We start from the raw sequence: 18,423 nt of genomic DNA, 5'->3' as shown, positions 1-18,423 counted from the left end.
ATCACAAAACTCTATGCCTGTCTTTTTTTACCCGCCCATTACTGGGGATTCCTCAGCGCCGAAGCGGGTTTTTTCGCAAATTGTTTTCTGCCGGAGCAGAAGCCAATTAACGTTTGGAGAACTGCGGACGACGACGTGCTTTACGCAGACCGACTTTCTTACGTTCAACCTGACGAGCGTCACGAGTAACGAAGCCAGCTTTACGCAGTTCAGAACGCAGGGACTCGTCGTATTCCATCAGAGCGCGGGTGATACCGTGACGGATCGCACCAGCCTGACCAGAGATACCACCACCTTTAACGGTGATGTACAGGTCCAGTTTCTCAACCATGTCGACCAGTTCCAGCGGCTGACGAACTACCATGCGGGCAGTTTCACGACCGAAGTACTGTTCCAGAGAACGTTGGTTGATTACGATTTTACCGTTGCCCGGTTTGATGAAAACGCGAGCTGCGGAACTTTTGCGGCGACCAGTGCCGTAGTATTGATTTTCAGCCATTGCCTATAATCCCGATTAGATGTCAAGAACTTGCGGTTGCTGTGCCGCGTGGTTGTGCTCGTTACCCGCGTAAACTTTCAGTTTACGGAACATAGCACGACCCAGCGGGCCTTTTGGCAACATGCCTTTAACCGCGATTTCAATCACACGCTCAGGACGGCGAGCAATCATCTCTTCAAAGGTCGCTTGTTTGATACCACCGATGTGACCTGTGTGGTGATAGTACACTTTATCAGTACGCTTGTTGCCGGTTACAGCAACTTTGTCAGCGTTCAGAACGATGATGTAATCACCGGTATCTACGTGCGGAGTGTATTCCGCTTTGTGCTTACCGCGCAGGCGACGAGCCAGTTCAGTAGCCAGACGGCCCAGAGTTTTACCGGTCGCGTCAACAACATACCAGTCGCGTTTTACGGTTTCTGGTTTAGCTGTAAAAGTTTTCATTAAAAGCTTACCCAATAAATAGTTACACGTTGGTGAACACCCAAACGTCTTCAATTGTTGAGGTTCACACGACAAAGTCCGGCAAACCTACCCCTTCGAATAGCCTATGCCAGCACACAAAAAGTTTTGGGAAAAAAACTTTCTTGTAACGTGGGGTCGCAAGATTATAGAGAAGTCGGGGTCAAAGATCGACCCCTTTTTGTGATTTGTGACAGGTTTTAACCCGCTAAATGCTCGCGCTTCAGATACTCTTCGCTTTGCATCTCTTGCAGACGTGACAGGCAACGCTGGAACTCAAACTTCAGCCGCTCGCCCTGATAAATTTCATACAAAGGCGCTTCTGCACTCACCACTAATTTGACATGGCGCTCGTAAAACTCATCCACCAGCGCAATAAAGCGCCGCGCTTCGCTCTCCATCAACCGCGTCATGACCGGCACATCAAACAGCATTACCGTGTGAAAGAGGCGTGAGAGCGCAATATAGTCATGCTGACTGCGGGCATCGACGCACAGCGTAGTAAATGAGACCGCCAGCGTCTGATTTTCAACGCCCATTGTCGCCAGCGGCCGATGGTTGATTTCTAACGTCGGTGAATTTTCTCGTTTCGCCCCCGCCAGCGCCAACCATAGTTTATCCATTTGCACCCGGGTTTCATCGTTGAGTGGCGAAAGCCACAGATGCGCCTGAGTGAGAGTACGTAGTCGATAATCAACACCAGCGTCCACATTCATTACATCACAATGCTGTTTAATGGCATCGATTGCAGGCAGAAAACGCGCACGTTGCAGGCCATTTCGATAAAGTTCATCCGGTGGAATATTTGACGTCGCTACCAGGGTAATACCGCGGGCGAACAGGGCTTTCATCAGGCCGCCAAGGAGCATGGCATCGGTAATATCAGAAACAAAAAATTCGTCAAAACAGAGCACGTCAGTTTCTGCTTTAAAGCGATCGGCAATAATTTCCAGCGGGTCGCTTTGGCCTTGTAATTCGGTCAGCTCTTCGTGCACCCGCAGCATAAAACGGTGAAAGTGCAGGCGCAGTTTCCGCTCTCCCGGCAGACTTTGATAAAAAAGGTCCATCAGCCAGGTTTTCCCGCGTCCTACACCGCCCCACATATATAAGCCACGCACTGGTGTATGCTTTGTGTCTTCACGTTTACCCCACAGCTTACCGACCCGCGCCATTAGCCCACTCTTCCTGGCCGCTGGCGGCGTGCTATTGATGAGTTCCTGATAAATAATTTCCAGGCGGCTGACGGCCTCTTTTTGAACCTCGTCGGGTTGATGGCTGCCTTCATTGAGCGCCTTCAGGTATTGCGATGTTGGGGTAACGCTTTGCATGATCTTATTGTTATTCCTTGAATAATCGGTGCGCCGTTGTTCACGGTTGACGAAAAAAAGGCCGTTCTACACTACGCGATATGCAGTCGGGATTCCACTTCTGTGGCATTAACGGTTATAGTGGCATAATCAGCCGCAGGCATGGAGCCTGAAGCCAACACCCTACAGAAACAAAAGACAACGGGAGATGTTCATGACCTGGGAATATGCGCTAATTGGGTTAGTCGTCGGCATCATTATTGGTGCTGTGGCCATGCGTTTTGGTAATCGTAAACTACGCCAGCAACAGGCGTTGCAGTACGAACTGGAAAAAAATAAAGCTGAACTGGACGAGTATCGCGAAGAGCTGGTTAGCCACTTTGCCCGCAGCGCGGAATTACTGGATACCATGGCGCACGATTATCGCCAGCTGTATCAGCACATGGCGAAAAGCTCCAGCAGCCTGCTGCCGGAACTGTCTGCCGAAGCAAACCCGTTCCGTAATCGTCTGGCAGAGTCTGAAGCCAGCAACGATCAGGCACCGGTGCAGATGCCTCGTGACTATTCTGAAGGCGCATCCGGTCTGCTGCGTACTGGCGCGAAGCGCGACTAATTTATTTTTCGGGCGCAGCCATTGCGCCCTCCTCTTCTCTCCCTCCCCGACTATCATTTAATCTGGTGTCTCATTGTTAGCCGTCTGAAAATTCAATAACATCAAACTGTTTTGAATCTCTTTTCTTATCATTCAGGTACGAGAGCAGGAATAATGAAAAAACAAACCCAGCTGTTGAGTGCATTAGCGTTAAGTGTCGGGTTAACTCTCTCGGCGTCATTTCAGGCCGTCGCGTCGATTCCAGGCCAGGTTGCCGATCAGGCCCCTCTCCCCAGTCTGGCTCCAATGCTGGAAAAAGTGCTTCCGGCAGTGGTGAGCGTACGAGTGGAAGGAACGGCAAGTCAGGGGCAGAAAATCCCGGATGAATTCAAAAAGTTTTTTGGTGATGATTTACCGGATCAACCAGCACAACCTTTCGAAGGTTTAGGCTCCGGTGTCATCATCAACGCCAGTAAAGGCTATGTACTGACCAACAACCATGTGATTAATCAGGCACAGAAAATCAGTATTCAGCTCAATGATGGGCGCGAGTTTGATGCAAAACTGATTGGTAGCGATGACCAGAGCGATATCGCCCTGTTGCAAATTCAAAACCCGAGCAAATTAACGCAAATCGCTATTGCCGACTCAGACAAGCTGCGCGTCGGTGATTTTGCCGTAGCGGTCGGTAACCCATTTGGTCTTGGGCAAACCGCCACCTCTGGCATTGTTTCCGCATTAGGCCGTAGCGGCTTGAATCTTGAAGGTCTGGAAAACTTTATCCAGACCGATGCTTCCATTAACCGCGGTAACTCCGGCGGTGCGCTGTTAAACCTTAACGGTGAGTTAATTGGCATCAACACTGCAATCCTTGCGCCTGGCGGCGGGAGCGTCGGGATTGGATTTGCCATCCCCAGTAATATGGCACGTACCCTGGCGCAGCAGCTTATCGACTTTGGCGAAATTAAGCGCGGTCTGTTAGGCATCAAAGGTACGGAGATGAGTGCCGATATCGCCAAAGCCTTCAACCTTGACGTACAGCGTGGCGCGTTTGTTAGCGAAGTGCTGCCAGGTTCTGGCTCGGCGAAAGCGGGCGTCAAAGCGGGCGATATTATTACCAGCCTCAACGGCAAACCGCTCAATAGCTTTGCTGAGTTGCGCTCTCGTATCGCCACCACCGAGCCGGGCACGAAAGTGAAGCTCGGCCTGCTGCGTAACGGCAAACCACTGGAAGTAGAAGTGACGCTCGATACCAGTACCTCTTCGTCAGCCAGTGCTGAAATGATCACGCCAGCGCTGGAAGGTGCAACGTTGAGCGATGGTCAGCTAAAAGATGGCGGCAAAGGTATTAAGATCGATGAGGTCGTCAAAGGAAGTCCCGCCGCTCAGGCTGGCTTGCAAAAAGACGATGTGATCATTGGTGTCAACCGCGATCGGGTGAATTCGATCGCTGAAATGCGTAAAGTGCTGGCGACAAAACCGGCCATCATTGCCCTGCAGATCGTACGTGGCAATGAGAGCATTTACCTGCTAATGCGTTAATGTCGTAAACCGGGCATCAGGCTGACGTGTGATGTCCGGTTAACTCGTGGTATGCTGCTGGCGTTCCCTTTTTTAATGACGCCTCCATCATGTTTGTGAAGCTCTTACGTTCTGTTGCGATTGGATTAATTGTCGGCGCTATTCTGCTGGTTGCCATGCCTTCGCTGCGCAGCCTTAACCCGCTTTCCACTCCGCAATTTGACAGTACCGATGAGACGCCTGCCAGCTATAATCTGGCGGTTCGCCGCGCCGCGCCAGCAGTGGTTAACGTCTACAACCGTGGTTTGAACACCAATTCTCACAACCAACTTGAGATCCGCACCCTGGGTTCCGGTGTAATCATGGATCAGCGCGGTTATATCATCACCAATAAACACGTAATCAACGACGCCGATCAGATCATCGTCGCCTTACAGGATGGACGTGTATTTGAAGCGTTACTGGTGGGATCTGATTCTCTAACCGATCTGGCGGTACTTAAAATTAATGCCACTGGCGGTTTACCGACCATTCCAATCAATGCTCGTCGCGTACCACACATTGGCGATGTGGTACTGGCCATCGGTAACCCGTACAACCTCGGGCAGACCATTACCCAGGGGATTATTAGTGCCACGGGTCGAATCGGTCTGAACCCGACCGGGCGGCAAAACTTCCTGCAAACCGATGCTTCCATTAACCATGGTAACTCTGGCGGCGCGCTGGTGAACTCGCTGGGTGAGCTGATGGGCATTAACACGCTGTCGTTTGATAAGAGTAACGACGGCGAAACGCCGGAAGGTATCGGCTTTGCGATTCCTTTCCAGTTAGCAACCAAAATTATGGATAAGCTGATCCGCGATGGTCGAGTGATCCGCGGCTACATTGGTATCGGTGGGCGCGAGATCGCACCACTGCACGCGCAGGGCGGTGGTATCGATCAACTACAAGGGATCGTGGTTAATGAAGTATCACCTGACGGTCCGGCGGCGAATGCGGGTATTCAGGTCAACGATCTGATTATTTCGGTGAATAACAAACCGGCCATCTCTGCGCTGGAGACGATGGATCAGGTGGCAGAAATTCGCCCAGGCTCGGTGATCCCGGTTGTAGTGATGCGTGACGATAAGCAGTTAACATTGCAGGTCACCATTCAGGAATATCCGGCGACCAATTAAGGTCAGCGTAAAAGACAAAAAACCGGAGTCTGTGCTCCGGTTTTTTATTATCCGCTAATCAATTACTTATTAACGAATTCTTCGCCCAGGGCGATATCTTTCTTCAGCGTATCCAGCATACCTTCCAGCGCGTTCTGTTCAAATGCGCTCAGGGTGCCGATAGATTTACGCTCTTCCACGCCGTTTTTACCCAGCAGCAGCGGTTGAGAGAAGAAACGTGCGAACTGACCATCACCTTCAACGTAGGCACATTCGACAACGCCTTGTTCGCCCTGCAGTGCGCGAACCAGAGACAGACCAAAACGTGCAGCAGCCTGGCCCATAGACAGGGTTGCAGACCCGCCACCCGCTTTCGCTTCAACCACTTCAGTACCCGCGTTCTGGATACGTTTGGTCAGATCAGCCACTTCCTGCTCGGTAAAGCTGACACCAGGAACCTGTGACAGCAGCGGCAGAATGGTAACACCAGAGTGGCCACCAATGACCGGCACTTCAACTTCGCCCGGCTGTTTGCCTTTCAGTTCCGCAACAAAGGTGTTGGAACGAATGATATCCAGCGTGGTAATGCCGAACAGTTTGTTTTTGTCATAAACTCCGGCTTTTTTCAGCACTTCTGCAGCAATTGCAACTGTGGTGTTAACCGGGTTAGTGATAATACCAATGCACGCTTTCGGGCAGGTTTTCGCAACTTGCTGTACCAGGTTTTTCACGATCCCGGCGTTCACGTTAAACAGGTCGGAACGATCCATACCCGGTTTACGCGCTACGCCTGCAGAGATAAGAACGACATCTGCGCCTTCCAGCGCCGGAGTCGCATCTTCACCAGAAAAACCTTTGATTTTCACAGCAGTAGGGATATGGCTCAGATCGACAGCCACACCGGGAGTCACTGGAGCGATATCATACAGAGAGAGTTCTGAACCTGAAGGCAGTTGGGTTTTTAACAGTAGTGCAAGTGCCTGGCCAATACCGCCAGCTGCGCCGAGGACTGCGACTTTCATCCTAAACTCCTTATTATATTGATAAACTAAGATATGTTGCTCCGCTGCCGCGACCTTAATCCACAAAATTGCCGTTTACAATGACCACAACTCAAGAATGTGTAGTCACGCAAGTTTAGCGTTTATGCATTTATGCATTTAATTGCCGTAATCAGGAACCTAACTTACGTAATTAACAGTCGCTTATGCATTAGCACAACATTCCAACAAGTGGTGACAATATACCCTACCACTCAGCCAAAACAACATCAATTTGATAACAATTACTTTACTTTTAAGTCGAATTTGCAGGCCGTGACGCAGGCATGTTTCTCAATAACGAAATTTGATAAAATCCCGCTCTTCCATAACATTATTTCAGCCTTCTTCAGGGCTGACTGTTTGCATAAAAATTCATCTGTATGCACAATAATGTTGTATCAACCACCATATCGGGTGACTTATGCGAAGCTCGGCTAAGCAAGAAGAACTAGTTAAAGCATTTAAAGCATTACTTAAAGAAGAGAAATTTAGTTCCCAGGGCGAAATCGTCGCCGCGTTGCAGGAGCAAGGCTTTGACAATATTAATCAGTCTAAAGTCTCGCGGATGTTGACCAAGTTTGGTGCTGTACGTACACGCAATGCCAAAATGGAAATGGTTTACTGCCTGCCAGCTGAACTGGGTGTACCAACCACCTCCAGTCCATTGAAGAATCTGGTGCTGGATATCGACTACAACGATGCCGTTGTCGTGATTCATACCAGCCCTGGCGCAGCGCAGTTAATTGCTCGCCTGCTGGACTCACTGGGTAAAGCAGAAGGTATTCTGGGCACTATCGCTGGTGATGACACCATCTTTACCACCCCTGCTAACGGTTTCACCGTCAAAGACCTGTACGAAGCGATTTTAGAGCTGTTCGATCAGGAGCTTTAATCTCTGCCCCGTCGCTTCTGGCGGCGGGGAAAATGTTGCTGTTCCCTCTCAATCTCCTGCTTTCTCCTGCGATTCATTTAACGAATAGTGCGTTTTACCGCGATGAATCATTCACACAATGAATACATGCGGTAAAAAAAGCACATTATGTAAAATTAACTATCTAATTGAAAAACCTATTATTAGTAACAAATAACTGCGCTTTTAATTCTGTTTTGTTATTAAAATTCATATTTTTAATACTTAGAATCAACCAAAACAGTTAGCGTGATATTAATTAGCCAAATAATTAGTGTATACTTGATTTTGTGATATGGGTCACGAAAAAAAAAGCCCAGCTAAAAGATTATGTCGAGGTAAAAATCATGAAAATCAAAACCACTGTTGCTGCATTAAGCGTACTTTCTGTTCTCTCTTTCGGCGCGTTTGCTGCCAATTCTATTGATGCTGCACAAGCACAAAATCGTGAAGCAATCGGAACCGTATCCGTAAGTGGTGTGGCGTCTTCGCCAATGGATATGCGTGAAATGCTGAACAAAAAAGCGGAAGAGAAAGGCGCAACGGCCTACCAGATTACTGAAGCTCGTAGCGGTGACACCTGGCACGCTACGGCTGAACTGTACAAATAAACCCTCATCGTCTTGTCCGACGATATTGCCCCCGGCTCGGGGGCTTTTTTGCGCTAATGACGAACATTAAAACGCAAATGCCCTTCCAGCTCTTCCTCTGCCTCATCAAACAGCAATATTAACGCGCCAAAACGGCGACGCGTTTTCTCTCCCAGATGAACAAATTCAATCTCAAGTGGTAGCGGCAGGACATCGTTCATTAACACATCCCATAGTGAGTCTAGATCGCGAACTTTCTCCCTGGCCAGGCCAAAGGTTTGGCTGAAGTCGCGATAAAAATCCTCCTGACTCTCAATCTCATCAAAATCAAAGGTATAAATATTCATCTGTTGCCACCGTCACGTTTCGCGGCGAATTCTGCCGTTCATCGCTAAGTATAGCCATGAAAAAACCGACACCTTTTGGCGTCGGCTCAGATGATTGACAAAGTGCGCGTTGTTGATGCCGGATGCGGCGTGAACGCCTTATCCGGCCTACCAGGGTGTGAATGCAATTCCCTTACTGGCCTGATAAGGCATAGCGCATCAGGCAATTTGAAGTATGTCTGCAATCTCAACCGACTCTTTTGGCGTCGGTTTTGACTTAACTATCAGTCAACGCATGTTGATACTTATGGAGCATACCGGTAAGTCGATGCACCGGTTCCGTCACCTGCGGAGGTGCTTGCCAGATGCGTAGCTTTTCCTGGTAGATTTCCAGTTCTTCCAGCAACTGTCCGAAGTACCGATGCCGTTTATCATCGCTACGGGCAGATATCACATGGTCTGCTGTGCGGCGCATTTGTCGGTGAAACGCCGATAAATCCTCGTTAACCGGGATCGGTGCATCACGCAGGCGCTGGTGCGCGATAATCATCGTCAGCGCCAGGCGAAATTTCGGCAAATCTCCGGGAAACTTATTCATCAACAAAAACAGCTGCTGATAAAGTGCCGGGAGATGGTTCTCTTTACGACGCGCCACATTGGTGGTCATCGCGGAAACAGCGGCAGAAACAAACTGATTAAGCAGTACACGTCCGGTCCTGTCGCGCGATTTATCCCGCACCAGCAAAATAACGGTGAACGCGAGCACACAGCCGACGATCTGCCCTAATGCGCTGTCGAGAAACTGACTGAAATGGAAAGTCATCGGGTTATCCAGCACAATAATATTTATGGTGCTGGCCAGCGCCCCCATTGAGCCAAGCCGCCGTTTCTGTACTTCTATACCGAGGAAAAATCCCAGAACTGCCAGGCTAATACACAGCAGCAACATACTCTGTTGAGTATTAGGGATAATCACCAAAAAGTAGAGCAGCCCTAACGGCAGCGCCGCCAGCGTCCCGTAGATAAAGTCGATCGCCACCATGCGTGGATTCGGCAGACGCATTGCCAGTGACGTCACTACCGCAATCATCACCATTGCGCCACTACCGGAAGTCCAGCCCGTCCACAACCAGAAAAGCGTGCCAAGAATGCAGGAAAGTGTGGTTCGCCAGAAGTTAACCATCGCATGATGACGTTCGGCTGACTCTACTTTTACTTCCGGTTCGCCTTGAAGGATCTCTTCTTCGGTGGCGTTGATTTTTGTGTTACTGATAACGCCGCGCTTCAGCAATTGATAACGCGTTGCCGCCGCAACCCAGCTATAAATGGTGACAGGCGTTTCCCGTTCCCCGGTCCAGGCGATAACTCGCCGCAGGCGTTTGAGCTGCTTGTGGACGTCCTGCGCGGTTTCTACTGGCGTGTCAAAAAATTCGCGGAAAGTATCAGTGATCAATTCCGGGCGCGTATTCTGAATAAGATAGGTTTCGCAGGATTGAGTAATCAACGTCAGCGATAGCGTATTGATTGCTTTTAAACGTCGATTGGCCCGTGCCCAGCGGGAAGATTCCATATTCAGGTTGCTGCGCATACCTTGTAACGCCGTGGTGCGTCGAACCAGCTCCCCCCAGGCTTTATCGACAACTTCACCATCGCCATGTTTGATACTGAGTTGCATTAATTGATATTGCGCGACCAGCAAACTTTCCAGCTCTCGATCCACTTCTTGTTTGATCGATCGCGGAGAAAAGAGCAAATCTGCCATAATCGCACACACAATACCGATAACGATCTCGCTACAACGTTCGACGGCAAACTGCGGCGTCAGCAACGGTTCCTGGTGAATGGTGATCACAATGATCAGCGCGGTATAACCAGCCAGCCCCCACGCATAGGAGTTTTCTATTCGTACCAACGAGGAAATCCAGGTACAAAAACCGGCCCAGATACAGCACACCAGAATCATCAGCAAGGGAGCGCGGATCATCGCAATGATGATCACCAGTCCGGCAATACAGCCGATAAATGTGCCGATGATGCGCAAAACGCCACGATAACGTATCGCGCCAGAGTACGGTTCTCCCCCGGCAGCAAAGGCTGGACCGGCAGCAACAATCGCCGCTGTCAGTACCGCCCAGCGTGGCGTTTCCAGCTGAAAGTGAAAGCCAACAAACAGCGCCAGTACAATGGCGGTCGCCAGTTTTACCGCAAAGCGAATATGTTGATTAGCAATGGAGAAAATACCCATCGCAATTAACCAAACTCACGCAGGCGATGAGCCATTTTACGGAAGAACGAATCCTGGCTTTCGTCGCGATCTTGTTTTCCAGTGACCACCACCGTAGCAGTGGTGCCCGCAGGCCAGATGTTCTCTTGCTGGTTGTCGAGACGAATACGTACCGGAACACGCTGCGCCAGACGTACCCATTCAAGGTTAGAGTCGATGGTCGCCATCCCTTTGTCGTCACGCGTGCTGCTGGCGTTGGTGACCCCGGCGGCAACACTATCAACAGTCCCTTTCAGTACTTTGTTACTGCCAAGCGGCGTGATCTCTGCGCGATACCCAGGGCGCCCCCCTTCCAGCTTGGTTTCTTCCATATAGGCCAGCACATAGAAGGTGTTCTGTTTCACCAGCGCAACCGCCGTTGATCCACGGGTAATAAACTCACCGGTATAGACGTTGAGGTTGGTCACCCAGCCATCTGCCGGCGCGCGGATCACTGTGCGTTCAAGATCCAGTTTTGCCAGATCGCGAGTCGCCTGCGCTTTCGCTAACTGATGCAGAACTGTTTGTAGTACGTTGTTGGCCTGGTCGATCTCTTCGCGAGACATCGCCTGCACGCCGAGGCGGTTACGACGCCCGGCCTCCTGCCGTTTCTCCTGTGCCAGGACCTGATAATAAGCAACATCGGCTTGCGCTTCCTCAAGCGCCTTTTGATAGCGCGGCTGGTCGATGATGAACAGTTCCTGTCCTTTTTTCACCAGCTGGTTATCATGAACATTCACCTGGGTAATGAGTCCAGAAACGTCCGGCGCGATCGCCACGACGTCAGCGCTAAAGCGCGCGTCACGCGTCCACGGGGATTCGGTGTAATAGACCCAGGCATTAAAAATTGCGATGAAGGCCAGAATGACTAATACGACCGTGATGGCCGTACGAGAGAATTTTCTTATTAGTGTTTTCACTTCAACCTCAAACGAACAGTCGCGATATCAAATAAAACAAGCAGCAATAGAGCGCGGTGTTGAACAACGCCGGATGCCAGACAAAGTCGTAGAGACCTGTTGGCACAAGTACCCGGCGCACCAGCCAGAAAATCGCCAGTGATAAAAGCAATTCGAAAAAAATCGGTGGGAAGGACAGCCCAAACACCACGATAACGGGAAACAGACTCATGTTGACCTTGGTTGTATAGAGAGAGCAGGCGTTATTATTTTCAGCATCTGTCGCCGCAGAGAAGGGCATGGAAAGCCGGGCGAGCGCAACATTACTGTAGATTGATATTTAATATATTAACGTAACTGTTATGCTGTTATCTATATTATGTGATCTAAATCACTTTTAAGTCAGAGTGAATAATGGAACGACTAAAACGCATGTCGGTGTTTGCCAAAGTAGTTGAATTTGGCTCTTTTACCGCCGCCGCCAGACAGCTACAGATGAGCGTTTCGTCCATCAGTCAGACGGTGTCAAAACTGGAAGATGAGTTGCAGGTAAAGCTGTTAAACCGTAGCACACGCAGCATTGGCCTGACCGAAGCCGGTAGAATTTATTACCAGGGCTGCCGTCGGATGCTCCATGAAGTGCAGGATGTTCATGAGCAACTGTATGCCTTCAATAACACCCCCATCGGGACGCTGCGCATTGGCTGTTCTTCAACTATGGCACAAAATGTTCTCGCCGGGCTGACAGCAAAAATGCTGAAAGAGTATCCTGGTTTAAGCGTCAATCTGGTTACCGGAATTCCTGCCCCCGACCTGATTGCCGATGGTCTGGATGTGGTGATCCGCGTCGGCGCGTTGCAGGATTCCAGCCTGTTTTCCCGCCGTCTGGGCGCAATGCCAATGGTAGTGTGCGCTGCGAAAAGCTATCTCACACAATACGGCATACCGGAAAAACCTGCCGATTTAAGTAGTCATTCATGGCTTGAATACAGCGTGCGTCCCGACAATGAATTTGAACTGATCGCACCGGAAGGGATCTCGACTCGCCTGATCCCGCAGGGGAGATTTGTTACTAATGATCCGATGACGCTGGTGCGCTGGCTGACGGCAGGCGCCGGGATCGCCTATGTGCCATTGATGTGGGTGATCAACGAGATCAATCGCGGAGAGCTTGAGATCCTGCTGCCGCGTTACCAGTCAGATCCACGCCCGGTTTATGCGTTATATACCGAAAAAGATAAACTGCCGCTAAAAGTGCAGGTCGTGATCAACTCACTGACGGATTATTTTGTTGAGGTCGGTAAGCTATTTCAGGAGATGCACGGCCGCGGGAAAGAGAAGTAATTCATGTGCGTAGGCCGGTAAGCGTCGCATCCGGCAACCAATGCCTGATGCGACGCTTACCGACCTGGATAGATTACGCAGTACCGCCAACGGTCAGGTTATCGACTTTAAGCGTCGGCTGACCCACGCCAACCGGCACACTCTGCCCTTCTTTACCGCAGACACCCACGCCGTTATCCAGTTTCAGGTCGTTACCCACCATCGAAATCTGCTGCATGGTTTCGATACCGGAACCAATCAACGTTGCGCCTTTCACTGGCTTCGTTACTTTACCGTTTTCAATCAGATACGCTTCTGAGGTGGAGAAAACGAATTTTCCGGAGGTGATATCCACCTGACCACCACCAAAGTTCGGTGCATAAATACCGTACTCAACGGATTCAATGATTTCCTGCGGGGTCGATTTACCCGGCAGCATATAGGTGTTGGTCATACGCGGCATGGGCAGATGAGCGTAGGATTCACGGCGACCATTACCAGTCGGCGCCATGCCCATTAAGCGCGCATTGAGTTTATCCTGCATGTAGCCTTTCAGGACGCCGTTCTCGATCAGCACGTTGTACTGGCCTGGCGTACCTTCGTCATCAATTGCCACCGAACCACGGCGATCGACCATCGTGCCGTCATCAACCACGGTACACAGTTCTGAAGCCACCAGCTCCCCGACCTGTCCACTGAAGACCGAAGTACCACGGCGGTTGAAGTCGCCTTCCAGACCGTGCCCCACCGCTTCATGCAACAGCACGCCCGGCCAACCTGCGCCCAGAACCACCGGCATGGTGCCCGCAGGCGCTGCTACGGCTGAAAGGTTGATCAGCGCCATACGCACCGCTTCTTTCGCCCATGCATCCGCACGGACTTCACCGTCGAGATCGGCAAGGAAGAACTCATAACCAAAACGACCGCCGCCACCACTGGCACCGCGTTCACGTTTGCCATCTTCTTCGACCAGAACGCTCACGGAAAGACGCACCAGCGGACGGACATCTGCCGCCAGCGTGCCGTCGGTGGCCGCAACCAGAATTAATTCATAGACGCCACTGAGGCTGGCAGTCACTTCCTGTACGCGCTTGTCCGCTTCGCGGGCAACCTTATCGACGCGACGCAGGATATCCAGCTTCTCTTCACGGCTCATGCTTTGCAGCGGATCTACCGAGGTATACAACGGGCTATGCTCTACCGCGCCCAGCGTCTGTACTTTGCCATCACCACTATCACGGACGATGGTGCGCGCCGCTTGCGCACTCTGTTCCAGCGCCAGCAAGCTGATTTGGTCAGCGTAAGCAAATCCGGTTTTTTCACCACTGATTGCACGCACGCCAACACCCTGATCGATGTTGTAAGAACCATCTTTAATAATGCGGTCTTCTAAAACCCAGGATTCGTGATAGCTCGACTGAAAATAGAGATCGCCATAATCAAGGCGACGTTCGGCCAGTTGACCGAGGATCGCGAACAAGTCCTGATGTTTCAGGCCATTCGCCGTTAGCAATTGTTCACTTACCAGGTTCAGACTCATCGTTTTTGCTACTCGTTAGTTACTGCAGTAGAGGATTTTTTACGGCTGCCGGATGCGGCGTGAACGCCTTATCCGGCCTACGGTTATGTTCCGGCTCGTTGGCCTTTGGCAACGATTATCATATGAGATTGGGGCAATTACGCGCCCTCGTCAAATCATTGCGCTTTTTCTTTACGCGGTTGGCGCAACACTTCGTTGATTTGCGGATCGTCCAGCTGGCCCGAAATGTGATAGCGCAAAATGGAGACTTTGCTCCACAGCGGCCCCAGCACTTTACTGGCGGCAAACACTGCCGCGCCGACAATGGGATTAACCGCAAAGGCCGCAGCCACACCCACCGTCGCAGAAATCTCTGGTGCGACAACCGCTTCCATATTCAGGTCGCGACGTACCAGATTTACCGACCCTTTCATGGCGATATCCGCTTCCAGGCCATCCACCAGCGTGTCGTCAGTGTGCATAACGCCGTCTTTAATCCACGCGGTGCTGTGAATGGAGTCAAAATAGAACCCTTCGCCAAAAGTGTCTCTGAAATCAAAACGCAGCTTACGCATCAGGGCATCAACGCTCAATAAGCGCAGCAATTGCCCGGCATGTCCGGTGCTGATTTCGGTAATTTCGCCTTTGCCCAGCTGAGTATGAATAATGCCATTCAACGTCGCCTCATCCGGCAGCCACGGTGCTTTGCGCCAGTGTAAATCGTAATCCACATTAAATGACGACTGGCGTATAGGCGTCGTGACACCAAAAAATTCTGCGGCGGCATCAATTTTCTGCCCGCGCAGTTTTCCTTTCAGCGAGGTACGTTCATTCCCCGGATTGTTAACCCATTCACCCTCGGCAGTAAGCCGCGAGAAACCGGTATCAATCAGTCCGTTGGTCAGCGTTAATGTATCACCAGAAATGGTGATATCACTGTCAATGCGACCGAATTTTTGCCCCCAGAACCAGCACTCTGCGCAACGTATTTGCGCGTCCGGCCAGCCACGGAAGCTAATGCGCTCCGTTGTTGGGAAAGGTGATGACGTCGTTGAATCACCACGAGTTTTCGCCACACTCGGGTTGTAATAAAGATATTTGATATTCGCCAGCCACGGCGCGTTATTACGCATCGCCAGCGTGACGTTGATTTCACGCCCTTGCACCTCAACCTGGGTGCCATTTACCGTCGGTTGCGAAACAATGCTCAGGTTATTCCATTGCTGATTTCCCAGCGACAGCACAGGTGTACGTAACGTAATGTGTTGTGGAAAACTCGCTGCACCACCGACACTCTCCGCCGCGCCTTTCTGGAACAGGGCCAGCCACTCGGCACCATTCATCGGCGGCATATTGAGTTCAACGCCACTTTGTTCCGGCAACGGCGGGAGCGTTTTACTGTCGGCCACCCAAATAGCACGATCGAGCGTCAGTTTTTGACCGAGTAACCAGCGGCTATTGAAATGGTTATCCGCACCAGCCTGTCCGGTTAATTCAAAGCTGTTGAGATTGCCATCAACCTTAACGTTTACCGGTAGCGGTTCACCCGCAGGTTTGGCTAACGGTGAAGGTAAGTGACTGCTCACATTCTTCAGTTCGCCATTCAGCTCTACGTTATAGGTCGCGCCAGCATGATAAGGCAGCTCAATGCCCACTTTACCATCCCACGCCACATTGCCACTTAATGCTTCGTTCACCGCTTCAGGCAGAACGTTGGTTTTCGCAGGTTGCCAGTTACCGTTGAGATTCACCGCGACCTGGTAGGCTTTTGCCCCTTCTTTCGTGGAAAATTCCACGTTCAACGGCTGATTAAACCAGCTTGCTGTCAGTGGTTCACTTTGCAGATCGCCATTGATAAAGCGGAATTTGCCGCTCAAATTTTTCAGAGTGCTGTCGAGTGGTTTGATAAACAAACTGTTATTACGCAGCGTCACTTCACCTTTCGCGGTTACCAGTTCACCGTTCAGCGGGATATCAAGATGTAAGCGAGCATTCACATCGCCGTCGAGCTGGAGTTCTTGCAGGGTCGCCCCCAGAGAATCTTTCAGCGGTGTCTCATCAAAGTAAGGACCAACGGCTTTACCCGGACCTTTAATATCAGCGTCAATCAGCAGTTTTTCTTTCGAGTAGTCAGGGATCACTGCGGTGAGATTACTGGCCCGCACACCGCCCAGATTAACGCCATCGGTTTTCATCCATAAGCCGTCGTTAATAAAGTCCAGTTCAATATCAAGGTTAGTTAACGCTGGCCAGTCCGGCTGGAAGGCAAACTTCGCGTTGCGCAGCGGCACCAGCACTTCAAACTGACCTTCATTGTGTTTATAGGGGAAGAGTTGCGGATTGCCGCCATAAACCAGCGTCGCGTTATCCGCTTCACCGCCCTGAATCGCGCCACTTAAGTAATCTACCAGGTCTTTCCCCATCAGGTTTTCGGGGAAATAGCGCCAGGCTTGCGAACCATCATCAGTACTGATGCCAGCCAGAATCCCCAGCCAGGGGTCATCGTTAGCCGGTTGCAGGTAACGGAAACCACCGTGCGCATGGACGGCTTTGGCTTTGACGTCAATGTTACGCCCATCCAGCTGGAAACCTTTGTCATTGTTCAGCCAGCTTATAGCTGCCTGTCCGTCGGCGATTTCCAGTGGCGCACGGAATACCGTTTCGTAAGGCATCTTCGCCTGTTTCATCGAGGCGGTAAGCAAACCATTTTCTACACTACCGGAAAGCGTCCCGGAGAAGTGTTCCGCACCCGGCAATAATTTCCATTGCTTCCAGGCCAGATCGCTCCAGGATGCCTGAAAGCGGGTCTTATCTACCGCCTGAAGCGGGATATCCAGCGCCAGAGTGTTAATCTTGCCGCTCGGTTGTGTAGAGCGCCAAATGTCCCTCAGTGCAGGTGAAAGTTTCGCAGCTAACGGGCGTACGCCTTCCAGGCCTGCCAGCTCCAGATTACTGGCGCGAATCCGGAGTTCGTCACTGCGTTTATTGGTTTTGCCACCAACGTCCTGTTGCGGAATCCAGGCCAGCGTCAATGCTCCGCTCGGCCAGGGGGTGCCGTCCATCGTGATCCGCGTATCGGGAATAGAGAACTGCCAGCCCGGATTTTCACGCGTAATGTGCGCAGTCAGATTATCCACCGACAGCGTATGCGTTTGCTTCTCGCCCAACCAGCTGGCACCGCCCTGTTTCAGCCAGACGTCGCCGCCGGTTACATCGCCTTTGTCGATCGTCATCCAGCCTTCAAGGGAGAACTGCGCCGTTTCCAGCGCAATATTGTCCTGCATCCATTTACCCAGCCACGGCTTCAGATCGATGTCATCAGCCTGAAGCCAGACGCGACCGTTGCTTAACACCCCCTCATCATCACGCAGATCCATACGCACCTGCATCACCCCGTGCTGTCCGGTAAGGCTGGAGAGGCTTACCTGGCCTTCCGCACGGTGTCGACGTGGATCGTTCAGCCAGGTGAGTTGTGGGATCGCCAGCTCAGCACGCTGGCCGGATGGCGTCAGGAAACTGACTTCGCTGTCGCGGAGATCAAAATGGTCGAACTGACGAAGAAACAAATCGCTGATGTGACTGGCTTCCAGGCTATCATTACCACCGCCGCTGGTGATAGGTGTATTGGTACGAAAGCGCAGCTGCCAGAAAGTGAGGTCGCGAAACTGCCAGCGCATATGCAACAGGCTCTGCCAGACATCCAGCGCCAGAGTAACGCGTTTAACCGAAAATTCGCCGCCATCTTTTAGCTCTGCACGGATGTCGAGCGCTTCAAGTGTCGGGCCAAAATTCTGCCAGCTGGCAGAAAGCTGGCTGGCATCTACCGGCATGCCAGTCGCGGATTCTATTTTGTTGAGGATTTCCGGACGCCAGGCGTCAAGATGCGGTAAAGCAATACGCAGGCCGCTAACCAACAGGGCAGCGCTCACAACGAGTGCGGCTCCAGTAAGCAGTATAATCCCCGGCAATCGCCTCACCCGTCACTCCTTGTCTGCTAAAAATGTGACTCAAA

General features: G+C 51.2%; 16 protein-coding genes. 6 read left to right on the top strand and 10 right to left on the bottom strand.

Annotated elements, in window-relative coordinates; translation table 11 throughout:
* Positions 1-106: 106 nt before the first annotated feature.
* From rpsI to zapE, 3 genes are all read right to left on the bottom strand, one after another.
* On the bottom strand, positions 107-499 hold the full coding sequence (rpsI, locus tag A7090_RS15420; protein ID WP_000829818.1) for a 30S ribosomal protein S9: 393 nt from the start codon (positions 497-499) through the stop codon (positions 107-109).
* A gap of 15 nt (positions 500-514) precedes the next feature.
* Positions 515-943, bottom strand: a complete 429-nt coding sequence (gene rplM / locus A7090_RS15415; RefSeq protein WP_000847559.1) for a 50S ribosomal protein L13 — start codon at positions 941-943, stop codon at positions 515-517.
* Between the two features lie 218 nt (positions 944-1,161).
* Positions 1,162-2,289, bottom strand: a complete 1,128-nt coding sequence (zapE, locus tag A7090_RS15410) for a cell division protein ZapE (protein WP_105274677.1) — start codon at positions 2,287-2,289, stop codon at positions 1,162-1,164.
* Between the two features lie 193 nt (positions 2,290-2,482).
* On the opposite strand from zapE, the gene zapG reads away from it, so the two are divergent.
* The 3 genes from zapG to degS all read left to right on the top strand — a co-directional run bounded on the left by zapG (position 2,483) and on the right by degS (position 5,559).
* Positions 2,483-2,881 (top strand): Z-ring associated protein ZapG, encoded by a 399-nt coding sequence (zapG, locus tag A7090_RS15405; protein ID WP_001295270.1) that lies wholly within the window; start codon positions 2,483-2,485, stop codon positions 2,879-2,881.
* Positions 2,882-3,034: 153 nt separating this feature from the next.
* The gene (gene degQ / locus A7090_RS15400) at positions 3,035-4,402 is read left to right on the top strand and encodes a serine endoprotease DegQ (protein ID WP_105274676.1); all 1,368 of its coding nucleotides are present in this window, start codon (positions 3,035-3,037) and stop codon (positions 4,400-4,402) included.
* Between the two features lie 89 nt (positions 4,403-4,491).
* Positions 4,492-5,559, top strand: coding sequence for an outer membrane-stress sensor serine endopeptidase DegS (degS, locus tag A7090_RS15395; RefSeq protein ID WP_105274675.1), 1,068 nt, complete (start codon positions 4,492-4,494; stop codon positions 5,557-5,559).
* 62 nt (positions 5,560-5,621) lie between these two features.
* On the opposite strand, the gene mdh is transcribed toward degS, so the two are convergent.
* Positions 5,622-6,560: a malate dehydrogenase gene (gene mdh, locus A7090_RS15390; RefSeq protein WP_105274674.1), complete on the bottom strand. Its 939-nt coding sequence runs from the start codon at positions 6,558-6,560 to the stop codon at positions 5,622-5,624.
* A gap of 442 nt (positions 6,561-7,002) precedes the next feature.
* Between mdh and argR the strand changes: the two genes are divergently transcribed.
* Both argR and yhcN read left to right on the top strand, forming a co-directional pair.
* Positions 7,003-7,473 carry a transcriptional regulator ArgR gene (argR, locus tag A7090_RS15380; protein WP_001257846.1) on the top strand — a complete coding sequence of 157 codons (471 nt, stop codon included), beginning with the start codon at positions 7,003-7,005 and terminating at the stop codon, positions 7,471-7,473.
* 365 nt (positions 7,474-7,838) lie between these two features.
* Positions 7,839-8,102, top strand: coding sequence for a peroxide/acid stress response protein YhcN (gene yhcN, locus A7090_RS15375; protein ID WP_001560718.1), 264 nt, complete (start codon positions 7,839-7,841; stop codon positions 8,100-8,102).
* 53 nt (positions 8,103-8,155) lie between these two features.
* Here the strand turns inward: yhcN and A7090_RS15370 are convergent, their stop codons facing one another.
* From A7090_RS15370 to aaeX, 4 genes are all read right to left on the bottom strand, one after another.
* Positions 8,156-8,428, bottom strand: coding sequence for a barstar family protein (locus A7090_RS15370; RefSeq protein WP_105274672.1), 273 nt, complete (start codon positions 8,426-8,428; stop codon positions 8,156-8,158).
* Positions 8,429-8,684: 256 nt separating this feature from the next.
* Positions 8,685-10,652 (bottom strand): p-hydroxybenzoic acid efflux pump subunit AaeB, encoded by a 1,968-nt coding sequence (gene aaeB, locus A7090_RS15365; RefSeq protein ID WP_105274671.1) that lies wholly within the window; start codon positions 10,650-10,652, stop codon positions 8,685-8,687.
* Between the two features lie 5 nt (positions 10,653-10,657).
* The gene (gene aaeA, locus A7090_RS15360) at positions 10,658-11,590 is read right to left on the bottom strand and encodes a p-hydroxybenzoic acid efflux pump subunit AaeA (RefSeq protein ID WP_105274670.1); all 933 of its coding nucleotides are present in this window, start codon (positions 11,588-11,590) and stop codon (positions 10,658-10,660) included.
* Between the two features lie 7 nt (positions 11,591-11,597).
* Entirely contained in the window at positions 11,598-11,801 is a 204-nt protein-coding gene (aaeX, locus tag A7090_RS15355) for a p-hydroxybenzoic acid efflux pump operon protein AaeX (protein ID WP_105274669.1), read from the bottom strand.
* A gap of 182 nt (positions 11,802-11,983) precedes the next feature.
* Between aaeX and aaeR the strand changes: the two genes are divergently transcribed.
* Positions 11,984-12,913 carry an HTH-type transcriptional activator AaeR gene (aaeR, locus tag A7090_RS15350; RefSeq protein WP_000440317.1) on the top strand — a complete coding sequence of 310 codons (930 nt, stop codon included), beginning with the start codon at positions 11,984-11,986 and terminating at the stop codon, positions 12,911-12,913.
* A gap of 73 nt (positions 12,914-12,986) precedes the next feature.
* Here the strand turns inward: aaeR and tldD are convergent, their stop codons facing one another.
* Together tldD and yhdP are read right to left on the bottom strand one after the other, a co-directional pair.
* Entirely contained in the window at positions 12,987-14,432 is a 1,446-nt protein-coding gene (tldD, locus tag A7090_RS15345; RefSeq protein ID WP_105274668.1) for a metalloprotease TldD, read from the bottom strand.
* Positions 14,433-14,587: 155 nt separating this feature from the next.
* Complete coding sequence (gene yhdP / locus A7090_RS15340; protein ID WP_105274667.1) at positions 14,588-18,388, bottom strand: AsmA2 domain-containing protein YhdP; 3,801 nt, start codon at positions 18,386-18,388, stop codon at positions 14,588-14,590.
* Positions 18,389-18,423 lie beyond the last annotated feature (35 nt).

It is taken from the genome of Escherichia sp. MOD1-EC7003, from assembly GCF_002965065.1.
Classification (GTDB): domain Bacteria; phylum Pseudomonadota; class Gammaproteobacteria; order Enterobacterales; family Enterobacteriaceae; genus Escherichia.
This window is presented reverse-complemented; position numbering and strand designations above follow the sequence as displayed.

Bases quoted from the DNA above. Each gene is read 5' to 3' on its own strand.
- aaeB (WP_105274671.1), bottom strand. From the start codon at position 10,652: ATGGGTATTTTCTCCATTGCTAATCAACATATTCGCTTTGCGGTAAAA.
- tldD (WP_105274668.1), bottom strand. From the start codon at position 14,432: ATGAGTCTGAACCTGGTAAGTGAACAATTGCTAACGGCGAATGGCCTG.
- argR (WP_001257846.1), top strand. From the start codon at position 7,003: ATGCGAAGCTCGGCTAAGCAAGAAGAACTAGTTAAAGCATTTAAAGCA.
- zapG (WP_001295270.1), top strand. From the start codon at position 2,483: ATGACCTGGGAATATGCGCTAATTGGGTTAGTCGTCGGCATCATTATT.
- mdh (WP_105274674.1), bottom strand. From the start codon at position 6,560: ATGAAAGTCGCAGTCCTCGGCGCAGCTGGCGGTATTGGCCAGGCACTT.
- rpsI (WP_000829818.1), bottom strand. From the start codon at position 499: ATGGCTGAAAATCAATACTACGGCACTGGTCGCCGCAAAAGTTCCGCA.
- A7090_RS15370 (WP_105274672.1), bottom strand. From the start codon at position 8,428: ATGAATATTTATACCTTTGATTTTGATGAGATTGAGAGTCAGGAGGAT.
- degS (WP_105274675.1), top strand. From the start codon at position 4,492: ATGTTTGTGAAGCTCTTACGTTCTGTTGCGATTGGATTAATTGTCGGC.
- aaeX (WP_105274669.1), bottom strand. From the start codon at position 11,801: ATGAGTCTGTTTCCCGTTATCGTGGTGTTTGGGCTGTCCTTCCCACCG.
- degQ (WP_105274676.1), top strand. From the start codon at position 3,035: ATGAAAAAACAAACCCAGCTGTTGAGTGCATTAGCGTTAAGTGTCGGG.
- zapE (WP_105274677.1), bottom strand. From the start codon at position 2,289: ATGCAAAGCGTTACCCCAACATCGCAATACCTGAAGGCGCTCAATGAA.
- rplM (WP_000847559.1), bottom strand. From the start codon at position 943: ATGAAAACTTTTACAGCTAAACCAGAAACCGTAAAACGCGACTGGTAT.
- yhcN (WP_001560718.1), top strand. From the start codon at position 7,839: ATGAAAATCAAAACCACTGTTGCTGCATTAAGCGTACTTTCTGTTCTC.
- aaeR (WP_000440317.1), top strand. From the start codon at position 11,984: ATGGAACGACTAAAACGCATGTCGGTGTTTGCCAAAGTAGTTGAATTT.